Origin of the sequence: Sphingobacteruim zhuxiongii (genome assembly GCF_009557615.1) — a bacterium.
GTDB classification, from domain to species: domain Bacteria; phylum Bacteroidota; class Bacteroidia; order Sphingobacteriales; family Sphingobacteriaceae; genus Sphingobacterium; species Sphingobacterium zhuxiongii.
Genome location: NZ_CP045652.1, coordinates 3939436 through 3960542 on the forward strand (window position 1 = coordinate 3939436; position 21107 = coordinate 3960542).

Sequence of the window (21107 nt, forward strand, 5' to 3'; positions counted from 1 at the left end):
ATAGAACATCAAGAAATCCCTGTTTATAGGTATATTTAATCTGCCGTTAGGAAAACTGCATTAGCCATGATCACCTTTCCGTTCTCCCAAAAATTACGGAATAACACATTATCCGTTAAGTAAATTACAGTACCCTGTCCTACTTTTTGTTCCGCAAACAGTAATCCATTCTTTAGTTTTTTGGCTAGCGTGTTTCCAACAAAACCACTCATTTTGGCATTTTCACCGATATAACCAATATTCCACCCCTTACTATCATCTAGATACTGGTATAGATTGGCATCTTGCTTTAATGTGAAATAATCCTTGATTCCAAACATCAAAGGATGTGATTGATCGAAAGTAACCTTATAGATCGCTCCAGCAGTATATTCTTTCAAAGACTCGCGCTCACGATCACCATATTTTTTAAGCGGGCTTGATTTCGACTGGCCTGCACTATCTTGTTTCAACGTTTTCAAATTGCTCCACTCTTGCGAAGCCAACTGTCCGACTGCCGATTCTAATGCGATCACTTTCCCTCCTGCATTTAACCAAGATGCAAAAGCAGCTGATTGTGCCTTATCGCGTAAAAATGGATAACTACCATTAGACATTACTAACACATCGATTTCATTCCATTTAACGCGTGAAAAATCCGCTGGATTCACTAATGCGATTGGGTAATCTAGTTGCTCATCAAAATAATGCCATACTTCTCCAACATTCGTTGCACGCAATCCTTCGCCAGCAAACATCATTACTTTAGGTGCTTTTAAGGTTTTTACGTCTGAGCTCCCTAAATCTTTACCGCCTTCAACTATCCCTGAACTCAGATTATAGACTTTCACTTGCAAGCGATCCGCCTGTTCTTTCAGTATCTTTTCTAAATTAACCGCTTGATTCGCATTTTTCATAATCAGAATGGAACCTTTAGGAAACTCTTCATTAGCGATTTTAAAAGATTGCTCTGAAGATTTGATTTTAACTTTATTCTTCAATAACGCAGCTGTTAATTGGGCTGCAGAAAAGCCATTCCATTTAATTGCATAACCGAAACCAGCACTCAACGTATTATTCACATTGGGCAGCTGATAGGCTTTTAAGTTTGTTAGTTTATTCTGTGAAGCAATTGCCGGAACTCCATAAACATAAGGTAGTGACCATGCAGTTATATCATAGGTTACAGAATCCGTTAATTTAGCATCCGGTTCAAATAGAACGCGAATTAATGCTGCCTTAGCTTGGCTTCCAGGAATAACTAAATCATTCTCGGTTAAATTATACGATTGTTCTTTCTTGCTAAAATAATCCAGCCCTTTAATTCCTCCTGTAGCAGAATAATAATTAATTTTATTCTTATCCATCAGATTCATTAATGCTCTAATTCGGCCTTCATTATTAGAATCGTATTTGATTACATAGGTGTGGTAGGACGACAATTTCCCTGCTACAGCATCATTTGCAAACTTTTTAAACTCTTCGACTACTTTATCGGCATGGGCAGACACGACATCCACTACATTTAGTCCGGATGCATGATGTTGAATCGCGCGATCGACTAGCGTTAAAGTATCTCGATTATCTAAATACACGCCCAAGCCAGCTGATCCATTTCCTGCCTTTTCGTAGGTCATACCAATCGCACCAGAATAAAGTGGATAAGTATCCCCGTAAGAAGGATAGAATAAATCGAAACGTTCTTTCGTAAAATACAACCAGCCTTTTGAGTCGAAATATTGTGCATTGTGCTTACCAATAGTCGTTTGAAACTCTCTTTGCCATGGCGTGATTACCTCATGGAAAGGCTCTGCTGCCGGAGGAAAATAATATGGTGAATTGATCCCTTGTTCGTGGAAATCAACATGAATATGCGGTAGCCATTTATTATAAATCACAGCGCGCTGCGTACTCTCTGCTTGCGTCTGCCAAGCCCAATCACGATTTAAGTCAAAATAATAATGGTTATATCGTCCTCCGGGCCATGGTTCCCGATGCTCGCGGGCATAAAGGTCAGGATTGTAATTTTTCCCAATAACCCCATTATGAAAGTTCGCATATCGGTCTGTACCATCTGGATTCAAGCTAGGATCAATAATGACCAATGACTTTTCCAACCAACCCTTCGCTTTAGCGTTTGCTGGATTAACAAGTTCATATAAGGTCATCATAGCAGCCTCCGCCGATGAGGTTTCATTTCCATGTACATTATTACTCATCCAAATAATTGCTGGGGTTGTTCCTTGCGCATTACCATCTATTGCATGGGCAAGACGTAGATTATTTGTACGAATCTCTTCCAATCGACTGATATTTGCCGCTGAAGAGATGTAATAAACGCGCATCGGTCGCCCTTCAACTGAGGTGCCGTAGTCTTCAGATTTCACTTGATTTGGAAATTGACTGGCGATGTGATCAAAATAGGTTAAGATCTTCCAATGAGGTGTTACTTTTGTTCCGACTTGATAGCCTAAAAACTCAGCAGGACTCTTTATTTGTGCATAACTAGTAGAGTAACATACACATAACAGGAAAAGTAGTAATTTCTTCATACGATTAGGTTAATAAACAATATCTATTGATTATTTAGGAAATGAAATTAAGGAATTGCGCGCTATTTTTGCTAATTTTCAGTTCATTTATTTCATTCTACCGATCATGTCACATTTAGAGACCAACCTTATACATCAAGGGAAACAGTTTAACGAGAGTAAAGCTGTGGTTACCCCCATATATCAGACTTCAACTTATTTTGCCGACGAAGATTTACAACAATACATCGTTGCCGCAACGGAAACAAAGCACCCTACTTTTTATCATCGTCATGGCAATCCTACGAATTCACAAGCAGCGGCAATCATTGCTGGTTTGGAAAAAACGGAAGATGCATTGCTGTTGGCAACAGGAATGGCAGCAATAAGCACGGCAATTCTGGCGGTTGTAAAAGCTGGAGATCATATTGTAACCCAAAACTCGCTGTATTCTGGTGCTATGCTCTTCTTTAAAGAATTCTTGAGCGACTATGGCGTTTCAGTAACACATGTCGATCAGAAAGACAATGAAGCATTCGAGCGCGCAATTCAAGAAAACACAAAACTTATATACATTGAAACCCCATCCAATCCGAATTTAGATATTACGGATTTGGCTTTTATTGGTGAACTCGGAAAGAAGCATCACATTATGACGATGGTCGACAATACCTTCGCCTCTCCTATCAATCAAACACCCAAAGATTTTGGAATTGATGTCGTTGTTCATAGTGCAACAAAATATTTAGGTGGACACTCTGACCTGACTGCAGGTGCAATTTGCGGTAGTAAAGATTATATCCACAGTGCATGGAGAAGATCTTTAGTATTAGGTGCGTCGCTAAGTCCTTTTGACTCTTGGTTACTTCTCCGAGGGTTAAAAACGCTTTCCATGCGTGTCAAACAGATTAACAGCAATGCTTCTGAGTTAGCAAAATGGTTTGAACAGCAGCCTGCAATAAAACATGTTGCTTATATCGGACTTAACTCCCATCCTCAATATGAACTTGCACAAAAACAAATGCGTGGTGGAACAGGAATGTTATGCATCGAAGTCATTGGTGATGAAGAACAAGCTTACATTCACGCGCAATCGATATTGAATAAGTTACAAATCTTTGCGAACGCAGCGAGCCTAGGTGGTGTCGAATCTCTAGTTGTTCACCCTGCAAGCATGTGGGGAAGTCATCATGATAAAACACAAAAGAAAACTTCTGGGATAACGCCCGGTATGCTCCGAATATCAGTTGGAATTGAGCATATCGACGATTTAATAGCTGATTTTGAGAATGCTTTAGCTGAAATAAAATAGAAAAATTATGATTTAGAGAGCGGTTCGTTTACTGACGAACCGCTCTCTTTTTGTTCCAGGAGATAATATTCTTTGCATTTTATTAAAATTGAATTAACAATTCGTTTATCTTTAAAATGTTTCTTTGACCAAGAATAGCCTATCATCCTATGAACGCACATGAATTAGATCTTAATATGGATCAGTTTGAACTTTTTCAAGCCGGTGATGAGAAAGTATTCAAATTAGTATTTGATCGATATCATAAGATTCTATTCAGATATTCCAACGCTATTTTAAAAGATGTTGAAAAAAGTGAGGAATTAGTACATACGGCTTTCATTCAACTTTTTAAATACAAATCCCGTATTGTTGGCCCCTCCGAGTTATATCCCTACATATTTGTCACTACAAAAAGACTGCTAGCTCGCACCTTTAGAGATAAGGTACAACTACTTCACGCACAATTTGATCAAGGATACAACTTCGACATTCCCTGTGATAAAACTGAACAAGAAATACAATCCCGTGATTTAAAAGGTATTCTCAATAAGTTAATTGATCAACTTCCACAGAAGCAAAGCGAAATCTATAGGTTAAGCAAAATTCAAGGCTATTCTTACGATGAAATCTCATCAATGACTGGCAGTTCTAGAAACACGATCAAAAATCAGCTAATCAGCGCTTCCAAGAAAATAAAAAGTAGTATTGAAAAATTCTACTTCCTCATTATCTACTTTTTTTTCTTCTAGACTAGTCCTAATCTTTTCCTTATGCCTTTATAGGGTTAAAAGAAATAAGGATTGAAAAAAGAACAGCTTAAATATCTCATTGAAAAATATCAGCAGAATCAATTAACTGCTGCTGAGCTTCGATTGCTAAAAGATTTTACTCAAGAGGATCAGTTTATGACCCTATTTGAACAAGTTGCCGAAGAGCTCTATCTAGAACAAGGAAATATAGAGATTGGCGTCGACTCAGAAAACCTTTATCGTAATATTTCTCAAGAGATTTATTTAAAAAAGCGTGAACCGAAACCTATCAAAAGTAAGATAGTTCTATTAGTCGCTTCAGTAGCTGCATTAGCCTTAATAGCTTTCTATTTTGTGCAAAAACAAAATGATCTGCATTCGAAAGAACTCGCGATAGCGACAGATCAAAACATGCCGATTCTTCCTGGAGGAGCAAAAGCAAGGCTAGTCTTAGAAAATGGTGATGAAGTTGATTTGGCTAGTTTAGCATCTGACACGACCCTACAGCTTGCTGGTTATAAAATTCATAAAAACGCTCAAGGAGAATTAATATACTCGCTCGATAATCCAGCTTCTGAAGGGTTATACAATACAATTGTAACTCCGAAAGGCGGAGAATATAATCTAAACCTGCCCGACGGTAGTCGAATCTTTGTCAATGCATCTTCTAGAATACGTTACCCTTTAAAGTTTGATAAAAATAAGAGAGAAATTGAGCTTGACGGCGAGGCATATTTTGAAGTAAAACGAATGACACAAGGCAATAATGCGATTCCTTTTATCGTCAAGACGCGAGAACAAACGCTAACAGTTCTCGGCACCTCATTTAACATTAACTGTTATCATGAAGCTATTGAAACGACACTCGTAGAAGGTAAAGTACAGTTAAACTATCCGAACGACAAACGCAGCTTACTCTCACCCAATCAACAAGCGCGTTATGTCGCTAAAAAGGATCTATTGAATATCAAAGAAATCGACCCTTTCTATACCATCGCTTGGAAGAATGGGACTTTTGCATTCGAAAACGCCACATTAAATACGGTGATGTCTGATTTAGCGAGATGGTATGACGTAGAGATTGATTATCGTGGTAACGTGTCTAACATTCGCTTTTCAGGAACCATCTCTAAGTATGAAAACATAGAAAAAGTTTTAAAAGCAATTGAACTTACGGGGACTGTGAAATTTAAAATTCAAGAAAGGAGGATAATTGTGATGAGCTAAACTTACTTTTTCACATTTGTCAAAAAACAGGAGCGTTTAGGACCGCCCCTGGTAATTTGATAAATAGTTCGACTGATAGTACGCTAAATATTAACTAATCAACCGATTTACAAATGTATAAAAAAAACAAAATTATCTCCTCACTAGGGGATATTGTGCATCGAAAACCTAATTATCTATCGATGAAACTAGCCCTTGCCCTAATGTTTGCCAGCGTGTTTCAAGCGAGTGCATTCACCTTCGGCCAAACTATTACACTAAAGAAAAAGAACGCTAAGGTTACAAACGTTCTAAAAGACATTCAAAAACAGAGCGGATACAATATTTTTTATGATAGCTCTTTCTTTCCATCTAACCGAGTTATCACGGTCGATTTTAACAAAAAACCGTTCGAGAAAGCCTTAGAAAGCATCTTGGAAGATTATGCGATCGATTACAATATTGTAGACAAGAACGTAATTCTCAAACGTAAGGCAAACGCGGTACGTTTAGAAAATGCCTCCTCCTCAGCTGTAAAGCTTGTCCAACAGACCCAAATTACGGGAACGGTAAAAAACACAGAAGGAGAATCCCTTTCTAATGTTTCGATCACTGAAAAAGGGGGTACAGCGAGTACCATGAGTGACAGTCAAGGGAATTTTCAAATTACTGTTTCTAAACCCGATGCAATCCTAATCATCAGTAATATAGGTTACGAAAAGCAAGAAGTCTCCGCCGCAAACAAAAGTAGCATTCAAATTACTCTGCATCCAACACTTACAGAAGTGGATGAAGTTGTTGTTGTCGGCTATGGAGAACAAAAAAAGGTGAATCTTACCGGAGCCGTAAGTCAGATTTCCGGCGAAGAATTTGAAGATAGACCAGTTACTCAGCTTACACAAGCTTTACAGGGTAATGTACCAAACTTGAATATCGTCTTCGGATCAGGTAAACCTGGAACTAGTGGTTCAGTTAACATCCGGGGGAATACTTCGATCAATGGAGGCGATCCGCTGATCTTAATCGATGGTATACTCGGAACTTTGGACCGTGTCAATGTTAACGATGTAGAATCTGTAACCGTATTAAAAGATGCATCTGCTGCGGCTGTATACGGTGCAAGAGGAGCCTTTGGAGTAATATTAGTAACCACCAAAAAAGGGAAAGTTGACGGAAAAGCAGCAATCGACTACTCGACCAACTACGGCTTTACAACGCATTCAACCAATACAGACTTTATTACCACAGGATACTGGAATGCTAAGATCAATGATGATGCCATGTATAATGCTTTAGGTTATCGAACAACTCGATATACAGATGAAGATTATGAAGAGCTTTTAGCACGTGTCAATGATAAAACAGAAGACCCGTCACGACCATGGGTAGTGACTAAAAAAGATGCTAGCGGAAATGATATCTACAGATATTACGGCAATTTCGACTGGTTTAATTACTTGTACGACAATAATCGCCCTAAATCTGACCATAACCTCAGCTTAAGTGGGATGTCCGGAAAAACGAGCTATGCGCTTTCTGGAGCCCTATCAAATGAGCAGGGTATCTTCAATATTCAACCTGATAAATTCAAACGATATAATTTACGAGCGAATATATCAACAGAAATTAGACCATGGTTAACCGTAAGTAATGGAACACACTTTTTTAAATCATCTTATGATTGGAATGGTCTAGAAAACAATTTCAGTCAGGTAGCGAACAATGTAAGTAATAGCCCTACTTATCACTACCATGCTATGTATGTTCCTAGAAACCCTGACGGGACTTTGACAGGATATTCAGGAATTAATAGTTATCCAATAGGTTACGGTCTTCATAATGCCTTAGAGAGTGGAACCATGAGAGGCTATGACAATGGCACTGAATTTACAAATAAGACAGAAGCTATTGTCAATTTTGGAAAAGGACTAACCTTGACGGGAAACTACTCTTATCGAGAATACCGAGGTGAATACAGCTATCGCCAAACCAGACAATATTATTCTAAATATCCCGGTGTGATGGAACTATCATCACTAGGTGCTTTAAACCAAGATAAGCTTACCGAGCGCATGACGAAATACTCATGGCATTTCATTAACATTTTTGCTAACTATCAAAAAAGCTTTGGAGACCATAATATCGTTGCCATGGCCGGATTTAATCAGGAAGATAGAATTTACAAACGCGTTGGTGGAGTTGGTCAAGATTTATTATCGGAGAACTTGAACGATCTGGATCTCGTGATTGGGGAGAAACAATTCAACGGAGGAGCGGATGAATGGGCCGTTCGAGGTGGATTCTATCGCTTAAACTATGATTATAAAGGAAAATACTTATTTGAAACCAGCGGTCGATATGACGGCACTTCTCGTTTTCCTAAATCAAGCCGCTTTGGATTCTTTCCTTCATTTTCTGCAGGTTGGAGAATTAGCGAAGAGAAGTTCTTTGAACCTGTCAAAAGTAGCATCAATAATTTGAAGCTTCGTTATTCATACGGATCACTGGGTAACCAAGAAGTTGATACCTATGCTTATATCGCTTCTATGGGTACGGGCCAAATCAATTACCTAGTCGATGGACAGAAACTCAATGTCACTTACAATCCGGCTCCAGTTGCTCGATCGCTAACTTGGGAAAAAATCACAACAAGTAACGTCGGCTTAGATTTTTCTTTATTAAATAATCGCCTGAATGTAGAGTCTGATTATTATATCAGAAACACCATAGGTATGCTAAGTGTTGGCGAGACGCTTCCGGATGTTTTTGGAGCTAACGAACCAAAAGTGAATGCTGCCGATTTAAGGACAAAAGGATTTGATCTTTCGTTAACATGGCGTGATCAGTTGAATTTAGCAAGTAAACCATTTAACTATTCCGTACGTGCAATCTTATCCGACTACACCTCCGAAATCACGAAGTTTAGCAACCCTGCTGGTTTATTGAACACCTATTACGAGGGCCAGCAGTTAGGTGAGATTTGGGGCTACCGCTACGATGGATTCTTTAAAACAACCGAAGAGGCACAAGCATATGCAAAAACCGTAAATCAAGATCAAATTAACCGAAGACGCGTTCAAGCGCCAACCGAAGATCTTCGTAGGCTGCAAGCTGGTGACATCAAGATCTTAGACCTGAATGGGGATGGAATTATTAACGCAGGAAAAAGTACGCTAGAAGATCCGGGAGATCGTGAAATTATTGGAAATAGCCAACCGCGCTATTCTTACGGACTGACGTTCAGTGCGAATTGGAATGGAATTGACGCATCAATTTTCCTTCAGGGAATAGGACGTAGAAACTGGTATCCAAATCTAGAAACACAAGCCTTTTGGTCTGTATACGCGAGACCTTACGATTCATTTATACCAAGTGATTTCCCTGATAAAATATGGTCTCCAGAGAATCCAAATGCATATTTCCCATTTCTACGCGGATATACAGCGCAAAACTCTGAACTCTCGGTCAACAATGATATGTACCTACAAGATTTAGCTTACTTGAAAATTAGAAATCTAACAGTAGGTTATACTTTCCCTACAAGTTTGACGAACAGAATTCATGTGAATAAGTTCCGATTATTTATGAGCGGCGAGAACTTGGTGACATGGACTAAATTGAAATCAGACTACATTGATCCAGAACAGGTGATGACAGATAATACAGGAAGAAGCTATCCGATGGGTAAAGTGGTATCATTCGGAGCACAATTATCCTTTTAACCATTAATGATTTGATCAGTATGAAAACTAAAAAAATATTACCGTTTATAACGCTTTTCGGATTATTGGCGGCTTGTAATGACGATTACCTAGAGCGATACCCATTATCTGAATTGGCTCCAGAAAACTATTTCTTAACCGCAGCAGAGCTTCAGAACTATACAAACGCATTTTATTCAGAATTGCCTGATGCCTTAGAAATACACTACAATAACCCAACACAAGCGGATGATGAAGCTCGCAATACGCTTGCCGCCGAAATTCAAGGAACGCGCGAAACGCCTTCATCTGGTGCCGGATGGGATTGGACCGAATTGAGACAGATTAACTTTTTCTTAGAAAATTCTCATAAATGTACCGATGAAGCTGCTCGCCTTAAATACGAAGGGGTTGCTAGATTCTTCCGAGCATATTTCTATTTTGATAAAATCACCCGATTCGGCGATGTACCATGGTATGATACAGTACTAGAATTAGATGATGAAGGCCTATTAAAAGCTAGAGACTCCAGAAAGGTTGTATTTGCTAAGATGCTTGAAGACATTGACTTTGCCATCGCAAATTGCCAAACGGAAAAAAGCACTCAATTGATTACTAAATGGACTGCATTAGCCTTTAAAGCAAGAATTTGCTTATTTGAAGGTACTTTTCGTAAATATCACGCATTGAATGATTGGGACGAACTACTGAAAGAATCAGCTGCCGCTGCGGAGGAATTGATGAACACCGGCCCGTATTCAATCCATAAAAGCTCGACAGATAAAGCGTACCATGAATTGTTTATCGCGGAGGATGCTATTCCAACAGAGATGATATTAGCGCGCCAATATGATGCATCGGTTCCATTTGTGCATTCAGCTAACTTTTACATCCTTTCCGCATCTTATGGAAGACCTGGCATGCAGAAATCACTTGTGAATAGCTACTTAATGAAAGATGGATCGCGCTTTACGGATATACCAGGATACCAAACCATGCAATTCTATGAAGAAACGCAAAATAGAGATCCACGTTTAGCGCAAACTATCAGAACCCCTGGGTACAAAAGAATCGGAAGCAATAACACAACACTTCCTGACTTTGCAACCTCAGTGACTGGCTATCAATATATTAAATACATTTTAGCTCCTGCATTCGATGCTGGTCAATCGACAAATGATATGCCTATCTTCCGCTTCGCTGAGGTGTTATTAAATTTTGCTGAAGCAAAAGCCGAACTAGGAACATTAACACAAGCAGATATCGATAAAAGCATTAAGCTAATTCGCGATCGTGTTGGTATGCCAAACATGAACTTGCAATCTGCCAATGCAAACCCCGACCCATACCTCCTTTCAGAATATCCAAATGTTACTAAAAACAGCTTCACTGGCGCTATATTAGAGATTCGACGTGAAAGACGGATTGAGCTAGTTAAGGAAGGACAACGCTATCATGATTTAATGCGTTGGAAAGAAGGTGCCCGATTAGCACAGAAATTCTACGGCATGTATTTCCCTGGTGCTGGCGAATACGACTTAGATAAGAATGGAACAGTCGATTTGGTAATCTATGAAGGTACAGCACCGACTAGGAAACCAGGCGTACAATATCAAAAACTCGGAGAGCTAGTCTTGGAAAATGGGAATAAAGGAGGTCGTATTGTGAACCTTCCAGACATCATCAAAAAATGGACGGAGCCGAAGGACTATTTGTACCCAATTCCTACACAAGAGCTTGAATTAAATCCAAACTTAAAACAGAACACTGGATGGGCGACCTCTGGAACTTAAACGCTATAACATGAAAACTGTATTTAAATACTTATCCATCTTAGCTATTGTATTCATATCCACACATGCAATCGCACAAAAGAAAATTAAAATCTTATCATACAATGTGTTGTTTGGTCTTCAGAAAGACTCGACGGCCAACATTGATCGATATGTAGAACTTGTCAAAGAACTCGATCCTGATATTGTGGCAACACAAGAAATGAATGGATGGAAACAAAAGTCTTTAGAAGAACTTGCCAAGAGATATGATCATCCCTATGCATTACAGTCTAAAGAGGAAGGTTTTCCTACCGCTTTGACTACAAAGAAGCCCATGACCAATTTTCAAAAAGTAACAGAAAACATGTGGCATTCATACATCTATGCGAAAGTTGAGGGTTTGCATATTTTTGTTATTCACTTTTCTCCATTTAGCTATAAAAAGCGTTTAGAAGAAGTGGAAAACATCATTGCACAGACCAAAGAGTTAAATCCGAAAGAGCCGATTCTCATCATGGGCGATTTTAACTCTCTTTCACAATCAGATAGTAAGAACTACGATGATAAAGTACTTGCATCGATGAAAGAGCAAGAGCTGAAGCGTGAAATAGTTCGCAATTTAAATAATGGTAAGATTGACTATTCAGTCTTAGGAAAGTTGGAAAATGCTGGGTTTTACGACTCGTATAAAGTCTTAAACAAAACATTTGAAAGTTCCGTACCTACCTACAAGAGCGGAGAAGCAAAAATCAAAGAATCGAATGCCGGAATAGGAAAACGCATTGATTTTCTATGGGTTAACGAAACAGCTAAAAGCATGTTAACCAAAAGCATCGTCCTTAAAAACGCGAAAACTGATATCATTTCAGACCACTATCCAGTTTATGTTGAATTAACTATTCGATAAAAAGAGGTCGTCTTAAATTTGCAGCTTCCTTTGGATTATCCCAAAAAGGAAGCTGCTTTTTTATTCCACAAAAAGTGCCCAAGGAATATCCTTGAGCACTAAAAAAAATATAACTATTAACTTTATGTGTTCGATAAATCTATCTATTTATAGGCAGTGGTGCCCAATAGAAAGTATGGCTCGCGTCGCTAGGCTGACCAACCAACGGTAATTCCTCACTCTTACGTGCTTTCGCAACCTTTTCTACCGTCTCTGTACGAATCAAATCATACCAGCGCGCAGCAGGTTCAAATCCCGCAAATTCCCAACCGCGTTCTTCAATAACGGCCGCTTGAAATTGCCCAGCCGATAAACCCGACGTTAAATTCGGAAGACCAGCTCTTTTACGAACCTGATTTACCGCATCATAAGCCGATGCATCAACACCTGAGGACATCGCTTTCGCTTCCGCATAGGTCAATAAAACTTCCGAATATCGAATCATATAGACTGTAGCATTTCCCCACCAGTCATTCATTTTATGAGTCGCCGGATCGTAAGAAGCATCATCTCTATATTTCATAAAATAAGGATGCTTATGCGTTAACCCCTTATAGTCAACAACCTTATTGGGATCATTGCCCAAGAAGTACTCCTTTTGGTAAGTCGCATCTTTCCTTGGTCCAGCAGGGAATCGATTATAGAAATCAATTTCGCCGAATGCTTCATCCCATCCACCCTCTTCTCCGGGCGCAAAGTTTGGAGGCCCTAACTGACTTCCGTTACCCCAGTTGTCACCATAAGTCCAAATTGTAGGCGTATTTTTATTGAAATACACGCCAAATACAGCCTCTTTATTGAATTGGTGATCCTTATCCCATAAATCAGCGAAAGATGGCAACAAATCATAGCCCCAAGTCGCTTTTTGATCAATAACTTCTTTTGCTTTCTGTGCCGCTAACGCATAATTTGCTGTTATTTTCAACGGCCAGCCTGCAGAAGTCAAATAGACATTGGCTAAAAGTGCCTTTGCAGATCCTTTCGTCGGCATAATGTCTACATTTTCTTGACGACGTGGTCCTGTCCATCTATCGGGAAGCATCGATTCTGCTTTCTTTAAATCTTCAATCACCTGAGCGTATACCTCAGCAGGCGTTGAATTCTCCTTCTCTTCTAAACTAAACTCTAATGGCATCGGTACATCTCCCCAAGCACGTGTAAGGAAGAAGTAGTTTAAAGCTCTATAGAAATAAGCGACACCAGCAGCATTATTACGCTGTTCTTCGGATGCCTTTGTAGCTTTACTGTAGTTTGAAATTAAAGAGTTCGAAGATTTAATCGTCTTATAAAAATAAGTCCACCAAATGGCCATACGGTCATTTGAACTCGTCGCTTGAAAGGTATCAAAATCAGAAAATCCTTTTTTATTTCCACCCGCATGGGTTGTTATATCATCGGAACCGAAAGTAATTGCCATACCTCCAGTTTGATTCCATGCAAGGTTGTAGGTAAGTGCAATACCGACCATCGCTGAATTCAAATCTTCTGCTGAATTATAAAAGGTTACGGGTGTAATACTCCCTTTGGGATCTTCGGTTAAAAAATCACTACAAGAAGCAAATACGATACTCGTAGATAGCAATGCGAATATGATGTTTTTTTTCATGAGTCAGTTTAGAAAGTTAAGTTTAAACGAACCGAATATGTTTTCGGCGATGGATAAGCGCCAAGATCAATTCCAACATTGGTATCTGAACTAGCAGATGTTGTTGAAGCCTCAGGATCTAATCCTTTATATTTTGTAATAGTCAGTAGATTTTGCGCACTCAAGGTTACGCTAGCTCCTGCAAACTTCATAAATGTATTCGGAAGTTTATAGGTTAAGCTTAAGTTCTTCAAACGCGCAAAATCAGCATCTTGAAGGAATTGCGTCGATTCAACAAAAGCTTTTGCTGTGCTGCCTGGAGACGCCCATTCATTACTAGGATTTTCTGTTGTCCAATAGTTGCTTACATCAGCCAAAGTTGGATAGAGCACATCGGAAGAAACGATTGATGCTGCAGCATATGTGGCATTAAAAATTTGATGACCACCTGCCCCTTGAATAAAGATGTTTAAATCGAAATTTTTATACGTTAAATGGTTGTTGAAACCCCATTGTAAAGTTGGAGTAGCATTACCAGCGATGACCATATCTTCATATCCGATACTACCATTTCCGTCAACATCTTTATATTTATAGTCACCCGCCTTACGACCAGTTGAAGGATCATCAACTTGATGAACACCCTCCCAAGGAATTAAGTAGAAAGAACCTAATGACTCCCCTTTCTTAACAACTTGGAAATCTGCATTGATTAATCCGCCACCAAGGCGTGGTAACTTAAACATGTCTTCGCCATCACGAAGGCTAACAACTTTATTTTTGTTAAAGCCTGCGTTTAGTGACGTCTCCCAACGGAAATTCTCTTTTTCAATAGGAGTCGCACTAATACCTAAGTCAAAACCGCGGTTGTTAATTTCCCCTACATTACTCAACAGCTCACCACCACCTAGGTATCGTAATATCTGTGTCGGTAACAATAGATCGACTGTGTTTTTATTATAATAATCAGCCGTAATGTTTAGGCGATTGTTAAACAATCCTACGTCTAAACCTACATCCACTTGTTCTGTTGTCTCCCAACGCAAGTCTGTTGCTGCTGGATTCCCAATCGAATAACCTAAGTATGAACCTGTTGTTCCATAAGCGTAGTTTAATGGGCTCATTAAACCTAAGGTTTGGTATGGACCGATGGCTTGATTACCAGTCTTACCCCAACCACCACGAAGTTTTAAGCTTGAAAATGTGTTTAAATCTTTGATAAATTGTTCTTCAGCAAGATTCCAACCTAAACTAAATGATGGAAAGTTACTCCATCTGTTATTCGGCTGAAACTTAGAAGAACCATCACGGCGAAATGAAACGGTTGCTAAGTATTTTCCTTTATAGCTATAATTCGCACGACCCATAAACGATAGTAAGGACCATTTTGAATAGCCAGAATTGATACTTTGCGACGTATTTAAAGCAAGGTTATAATAACCATTTGACAACGATGTCAATCCAGAGCCTGCCGCCAAGAAATTATTCGATGTGCTAACTGTACTTTCTTCCACAGCAGTAACTGTTAGTTCATGCGCATCGTTAAAGCGTTTATTGAAGGTTAATATATTACTATTTTGGAACGCATAGGTCTCTGAATAAGATTGCGAAGAACGCATATTTCCTGGCGAAACCCAATCATTACCCAAGCTTGCGGCTTTAGATAGATTCATATCTAAACCCACATTTGAGGTAAAAGTCAACCAATCTGTAATTCTATATTTCACATTACCATTTAAATTAGCTGCATTTCCGAAATTATCTTCATTCGTTTCCATCGCAGTTAAATATGGATTTACCCAAATAGGTGAGATTCCTGTGCGGTTATAAAGTCCGTTCGCCTCATCTTCCCAAATACTCTCTGTAGGTGCCCATACAACGGATGCCATAATTGGATTTCCTTTGGCGAACAATTGTGCGTTGTTGTGATTCTCTGTACGCTGTCCAAAAAGATTGATTCCAACAGTAACTCGGTCGTTAACCGTTATATCAGTGTTCGAACGAAGTCCGAAGCGTTTCTGACCAGTGTTGACAAGTGTTCCATTTTGATCCATCAAAAATCCGGAAACAAAGAATCTTGCTTTCTCTCCTCCTCCACTTAAAGAAACTTGATGATTTTGTGTACTTGATTTCTTAAACAACTCACTTTGCCAATCGGTAGTTGGACCCTGATAATTATTAGCATCAGGAAACACGGTCTTGCGGGCAAATAGATTAGCCATATTAGCATATTCTGACGCACTCAACAAATCATATTGTTTTGGTGAGGCATTGAAATTTACGAATCCATCATAGGAAACTTTTGTTGCTCCGCTTTTACCTTTTTTAGTGGTGATAATTACGACGCCATTAGCACCTCTTGAACCGTAAACCGCGGTTGCCGAAGCATCCTTCAATACGTCCATCGTTTCAATATCATTCGGGTTCAACGCTTGTAAGCTAAAAGAGATCATCGCAACTCCATCTACAATATAGAGCGGATCATTACTTCCACTAATGGAGTTAGATCCTCGAATTCTAATCTTGGCCTCACCGCCTGGTGCACCGGAATTCTGTGAAACAGAAACCCCTGCGACACGACCTTGAAGTGCTGATGCGGCTTGAAGTATCGGCTGATCCTTGAAACTCTCAGATTTTAAAGTAGCAATGGCTCCGGTTAAATCCTTCGCTTTCTGTGTACCATAACCAACGACCACCACTTCATCAATCTCCGCTTCATCAGCATTCAGTTCAATTCGAACTGTCGACTGTGATGGATTAAGGGTTAGCTCTCTTGTTTGATACCCTACATATGAAAATGTAAGCGTTGCCCCAGCGGATGCCTCGATTGTAAAATTACCCTCATTATCAGTTTGAGCAGCAGCTTGTCCCCCCTTCACTTTAACGACAACTCCTTGTAGATTGCTCCCTTGCGAAGTTACCTTCCCCGAAATTTTTTGCTGAGCGAAAACCTGAAACTGCACGAATAAGAATAGCAGGCAGATCCAAATAGAAACTCTCCCCCCGGAGAATTTAACATGTTTGTTCATCATAAATAGTTAACTAAAATTGTTTATTTTCTTTACAAAACTTGAAAAGAGAGACACTCCTTTTAAATCCATCTAACTATAAAGCTTTAGTTGTATTAAAAGCGTAAAAATGTCTTCTTCCCTCGTTTTATGGTGATTTATTAAAGCTAAGCTACTTGTAAAACAGGCGAGAAAAAGGGGGGAAATCGATAATATTAAAGGGGGAAATATGCATTTGATGTTAAATATGTCTAACATAATCCCTATTTTTAATTTACTCAAAAATAACGCAGTTGATTTTATACACTTTCCGATGGCTTTGTTATGTGCTGTTGATCTTCTCCCCGATTATCCTTAATGCTCAAGGCATCACGCATTCGAGACTTGATTATTTTGGCGTTGAACAAGGCTTATCAAACAATGATATTCATTGTATTCATCAATCAAATGACGGTTTCATATGGATTGGTACAACGGATGGATTAAACAGGTTCGACGGACATCGCAATCTTATCATTCGACGACAACCTGAAGAGGAAATCTCGCTTCCAAGCAATCGAATTAAGGATATAATACAGAGTGAGAATCTCCAAATGATCATTAGTACATCCGCTGGCGTTATCCGCTATGATCCGCTCCGAAAAACATATAGCAATCTCTATAATAACGACTCAGATCCGGCAATCAAATCCGCGCTAAATGATGAAGCTATCCTAAAGAAAAGCGGTAAAGACATTCTTATTGGAACAAGTCATCAAGGTCTACTCCGCTATACTGATCAGTCGAATAAAATCGAACAAATCCCTTTAATTCAACAAGGAAAAATAAGCTACCAATATCCGGTTGCAGACATCTTTGTGAGTCCGAACAAGCAAACTTGGATTTTAGTTTCAGGATTGGGAATCGCAACGTATGACGACAAAACACAGCGCTTACTCTTGGTCAATGCGGCATACCCCAATGGGAAATCAATCGCACTAGATTCGCAGAATCGATTAATCATAGGAACAGACCAGGAAATAATTACACTCTCAATTAACTATAGTACGCTTAAACGTCAGAAAATTGGTAAAGAAATAATCAATATCGATCGTCTGAATGAACACGAACTTTGGGCAAGCAGTGATGGTGGAGGACTGTGGGTACGGCAAGGCGCAAGTTTAGATTTCCAAAAGTTAGAGACTATAAATCCCGCCGTTGCATTACAACTAAGCAGCAATTCCTTCACACAAGTTTATTTAGATAGAAACAACAATTATTGGCTTGGTACAGTAAGAGGAGGTGTAAACCTATTGAAGGGTGACAAGCGTTTATTTCAGCCAATTATTGTCCCTCGAAGTGAATGGGCGAAAATTAATGCTCCTTACCTGAGTTCATTTTGCGAAATATCAGCAGAAGAACTTTGGTTTGGCACAGACGGACAGGGGTTATTTCGCTTTAACAGAAAAACCAATGAGATCGGTCCGCTAAAAATCAAAGGTCTCCGCAGCAATCATTTGACATCGCTATTAAAGGATTCTAAAGGTAGGATTTGGGTTGCGGCATGGTCCGGTGGGGTACATCGCATTGATAGTCAACACAACGTTGCTCAACCAATTATCTTCGAAAACGAGGCATCTATTGCTAAACCTCAAAATATTTGGAGGCTTTATATGGATCGTTCCAAAAACATTTGGGCTAGCAGTTACGGCGACCAGGGGTTGTTTCTTTGGGATGAGTCTAAGCAGCAATTTATCTCTTATTCTAAAGAACTCAAAAATATCTTGTGCTTCGCCGAAGATGACAAAGGCAATTTATGGATGGGGTCAGACGATTATCTAATCAAGCTCAACCTTTCTAATCGGAAGTTTCAACAGTATCAATTTGCTGTACGAATTCGAGCATTACATGTGGAAGATAAAACCCTTTGGGTGGGAACAGAGGGTTCAGGACTTTTAGAATTTAATACAGAAACTGCACAGTATAAGACCTATAATGCGCATGCAGGTTTTTCAAATGAAAATATTTTAAACATCTTAGCAGATAGTCAAGGTAATCTTTGGTGTAGTACTTTCAATGGTCTTCATAGATTTAACAAGCAAAATAGATTAGCGACTGCATTCTTCAAAAAAGATGGACTACAAGACAACCGTTTCACGTACCTTTCTGCACTCAAACTGGCTGACAATCACTTAGTATTTGGCGGATCTGAAGGATTCAATATTTTCGATCCTCCAACGATAGAAATACCTGAAATCCCCTTCCATTTAGCGATCACAGACATCAAAATCAACGGAGAAGAAGTAAGTTCCAAAGAAAACTGGCCCTTTGTTAAAGATGTTGAGCAAGGACAAATTCAAACGATTGTACTTCCATACAATAAACGTTCAATAGAAATTGATTACGCAAGCTTCAACTTCGCTAACACAGGTGATGTTACATATGAAGCTAAATTAATCGGCTTCGATTCAAATTGGAAAGCCTTAGACAACACGCAGACTTTACAGTTTTCAAACCTTCCTCCAGGCACTTATCAACTCCATATCCGTGGAATTGGATCAAAACAAAATAACACTGACCTCGAAGTCCTTCGTATTGAAGTTCTTCAACCCTGGTATTTTCAGCCACCTAGCGTATTCGCCTTCCTTATTGTTTTGCTAATTATAGGTATCCTCTATCGCCGTATAAACCAGCAGAAAAAGAGATTAAAGGAAGAAACGAATATGACCAAATTGCAAAGGCAAATGGAAAAAGAGTTTGGAGAGAAAAAACTATCATTTTTTGCGCAGATACTTCAGGATTTACGCGCACCAATTACATTAATCATTAATCCGATTAATGAGTTAATGAAAGACAAGGAATTGCAGCAGAATAGCAATCTTCTGTTAGCTCAACGAAATACCAATAAGCTAATCCTCCTCACAGAGCAATTTGAGTACATGCAGGGTAGAAATAAGCCTGTTAGCATCAGTAAACTCCAAAATTTAGACCTCATGGGTTTACTAATTAATGAGTTTGAAACTTTTAAAAATTTGGCTTTGTTAAAAGATGTCGACTTCTCTATTCATTATCAAGCCAAAGAATTAATGATTGTCGCGAACTCGCAACAAGTTGAATTGATCCTTTACAATCTAATGTTGAATGCAATAGAGCAGGTTTCTACTGGTGGAAAAGTAAGCATTCTAGTAAAGGAAATGACACAATCCGTTCAGCTGAGTATCCGTGATTCTGGCAAACCTCTATTCAACGACTATTCGCATCAAGATTTATATAGCTTCTATGAGCATGCAAAAGCCGCAGATAAACCGTTCCGCCTCGAGTTATTAATGGTATTTCAGATGATACAGGAACACCGCGGCACTGTATCTCTTGAAAGCAATGAAGATGGGAATATGATCACGATTACATTTCAAAAAGGCGAATGGAATACCGCAGAGAGTAGCCTTGGCGACAACTCACAGGTCTCGTCCGACGAACCTAAATATCATGGTAAAGAAGAGGCATTTCAAAGCATTGTCAAACCTTTACAACTTGGAGGAAAGAAAAAGATCTTAATCCTTGAGAATGACCCAGAAATGCGAAGCTTTTTAGTTTCTCTATTTAATTCAGACTACCATGTTTCCTCTTGTAAAACGGTCAATGAGGCTTGGGAACTCGTAGAAATGGTACAGCCGCATATTATTATTACGGAACTCTTTGTTGACAAAAGTGGATTAACCTTTTGTCGGCAGATTAAGAAGGACGCTCGATTTATGCATTTACCTATTTTGATTATAAGCAGCTCTGTCGCTCCAGAAGATCAATTGGAGTCTATTGCATTGGGAGCGGAAGAATTTATCAGCAAACCGTTCGATCAGGCCTATCTCCTACTCAAAGTACAGTCGGTATTTGCAAATAGGTCAAATATTCAACAGCATTTTCTAGAGGATATTTCTTGGGGAAGTTTAGTGATTGGCGGCTCTGAAACAGATCGTCAGTTTTTAGAAACCTGTATCAAATATGTCGAGCGAAACTTCAGCAACAATAGTTTTAATGCGACTAAACTGGCAGAAGATTGCCATATGAGCTATTCAAACTTATTCAAAAAGATTCGAGCATTAACAGGACTTAGCATCAGTGCGTTTATCCGATCGGTTCGATTAAAACGGGCCGCTGAATTGATGTTCAGTACCGACCTAACTATACATGAAATCGCCTATCAAGTCGGGATTCTAGATATCAAATACTTCCGGGAAAAGTTTAAGGATAATTATTCGATGACTCCCTCTCAATTTATCAAGAAGTATCGGCCGATCTTTAATTCGATGCAGGTAAAGTCCTAAAAAAAGGTTCAGAATTAATGATTCTGAACCTT

At 39.1% G+C, this 21107-nt stretch carries 10 protein-coding genes; 7 read left to right on the plus strand and 3 right to left on the minus strand.

Features of this window, described 5'->3' with window-relative positions; translation table 11 throughout:
• Positions 1-35: 35 nt before the first annotated feature.
• On the minus strand, positions 36-2531 hold the full coding sequence (locus tag GFH32_RS16665; RefSeq protein WP_153512671.1) for a M14 family metallopeptidase: 2496 nt from the start codon (positions 2529-2531) through the stop codon (positions 36-38).
• Positions 2532-2637: 106 nt separating this feature from the next.
• Between GFH32_RS16665 and GFH32_RS16670 the strand changes: the two genes are divergently transcribed.
• From GFH32_RS16670 to GFH32_RS16695, 6 genes are all read left to right on the plus strand, one after another.
• On the plus strand, positions 2638-3822 hold the full coding sequence (locus GFH32_RS16670; protein ID WP_153512672.1) for a trans-sulfuration enzyme family protein: 1185 nt from the start codon (positions 2638-2640) through the stop codon (positions 3820-3822).
• A gap of 149 nt (positions 3823-3971) precedes the next feature.
• Positions 3972-4553, plus strand: a complete 582-nt coding sequence (locus tag GFH32_RS16675; RefSeq protein WP_153512673.1) for an RNA polymerase sigma factor — start codon at positions 3972-3974, stop codon at positions 4551-4553.
• Positions 4554-4604: 51 nt separating this feature from the next.
• On the plus strand, positions 4605-5780 hold the full coding sequence (locus GFH32_RS16680; RefSeq protein ID WP_153512674.1) for a FecR family protein: 1176 nt from the start codon (positions 4605-4607) through the stop codon (positions 5778-5780).
• A gap of 182 nt (positions 5781-5962) precedes the next feature.
• On the plus strand, positions 5963-9481 hold the full coding sequence (locus GFH32_RS16685) for a TonB-dependent receptor (protein WP_194285648.1): 3519 nt from the start codon (positions 5963-5965) through the stop codon (positions 9479-9481).
• A 20-nt stretch (positions 9482-9501) separates the two neighbouring features.
• Positions 9502-11253 (plus strand): RagB/SusD family nutrient uptake outer membrane protein, encoded by a 1752-nt coding sequence (locus tag GFH32_RS16690; RefSeq protein WP_153512676.1) that lies wholly within the window; start codon positions 9502-9504, stop codon positions 11251-11253.
• 10 nt (positions 11254-11263) lie between these two features.
• Positions 11264-12142, plus strand: coding sequence for an endonuclease/exonuclease/phosphatase family protein (locus tag GFH32_RS16695; RefSeq protein WP_153512677.1), 879 nt, complete (start codon positions 11264-11266; stop codon positions 12140-12142).
• Between the two features lie 139 nt (positions 12143-12281).
• On the opposite strand, the gene GFH32_RS16700 is transcribed toward GFH32_RS16695, so the two are convergent.
• Complete coding sequence (locus GFH32_RS16700) at positions 12282-13787, minus strand: RagB/SusD family nutrient uptake outer membrane protein (RefSeq protein WP_153512678.1); 1506 nt, start codon at positions 13785-13787, stop codon at positions 12282-12284.
• A gap of 8 nt (positions 13788-13795) precedes the next feature.
• Entirely contained in the window at positions 13796-16798 is a 3003-nt protein-coding gene (locus GFH32_RS16705) for a SusC/RagA family TonB-linked outer membrane protein (RefSeq protein WP_153512679.1), read from the minus strand.
• Between the two features lie 269 nt (positions 16799-17067).
• Here GFH32_RS16705 and GFH32_RS16710 point away from each other — a divergent pair, with 269 nt between their 5' ends.
• Positions 17068-21075 carry a hybrid sensor histidine kinase/response regulator transcription factor gene (locus tag GFH32_RS16710; protein ID WP_153512680.1) on the plus strand — a complete coding sequence of 1336 codons (4008 nt, stop codon included), beginning with the start codon at positions 17068-17070 and terminating at the stop codon, positions 21073-21075.
• Positions 21076-21107: the final 32 nt, after the last annotated feature.

Excerpts from the sequence above, each read along its gene's own strand:
- GFH32_RS16695 (WP_153512677.1), top strand. The coding sequence starts at position 11,264 with ATGAAAACTGTATTTAAATACTTATCCATCTTAGCTATTGTATTCATA.
- GFH32_RS16685 (WP_194285648.1), top strand. The coding sequence starts at position 5,963 with ATGAAACTAGCCCTTGCCCTAATGTTTGCCAGCGTGTTTCAAGCGAGT.
- GFH32_RS16675 (WP_153512673.1), top strand. The coding sequence starts at position 3,972 with ATGAACGCACATGAATTAGATCTTAATATGGATCAGTTTGAACTTTTT.
- GFH32_RS16665 (WP_153512671.1), bottom strand. The coding sequence starts at position 2,531 with ATGAAGAAATTACTACTTTTCCTGTTATGTGTATGTTACTCTACTAGT.
- GFH32_RS16690 (WP_153512676.1), top strand. The coding sequence starts at position 9,502 with ATGAAAACTAAAAAAATATTACCGTTTATAACGCTTTTCGGATTATTG.
- GFH32_RS16705 (WP_153512679.1), bottom strand. The coding sequence starts at position 16,798 with ATGATGAACAAACATGTTAAATTCTCCGGGGGGAGAGTTTCTATTTGG.
- GFH32_RS16670 (WP_153512672.1), top strand. The coding sequence starts at position 2,638 with ATGTCACATTTAGAGACCAACCTTATACATCAAGGGAAACAGTTTAAC.
- GFH32_RS16700 (WP_153512678.1), bottom strand. The coding sequence starts at position 13,787 with ATGAAAAAAAACATCATATTCGCATTGCTATCTACGAGTATCGTATTT.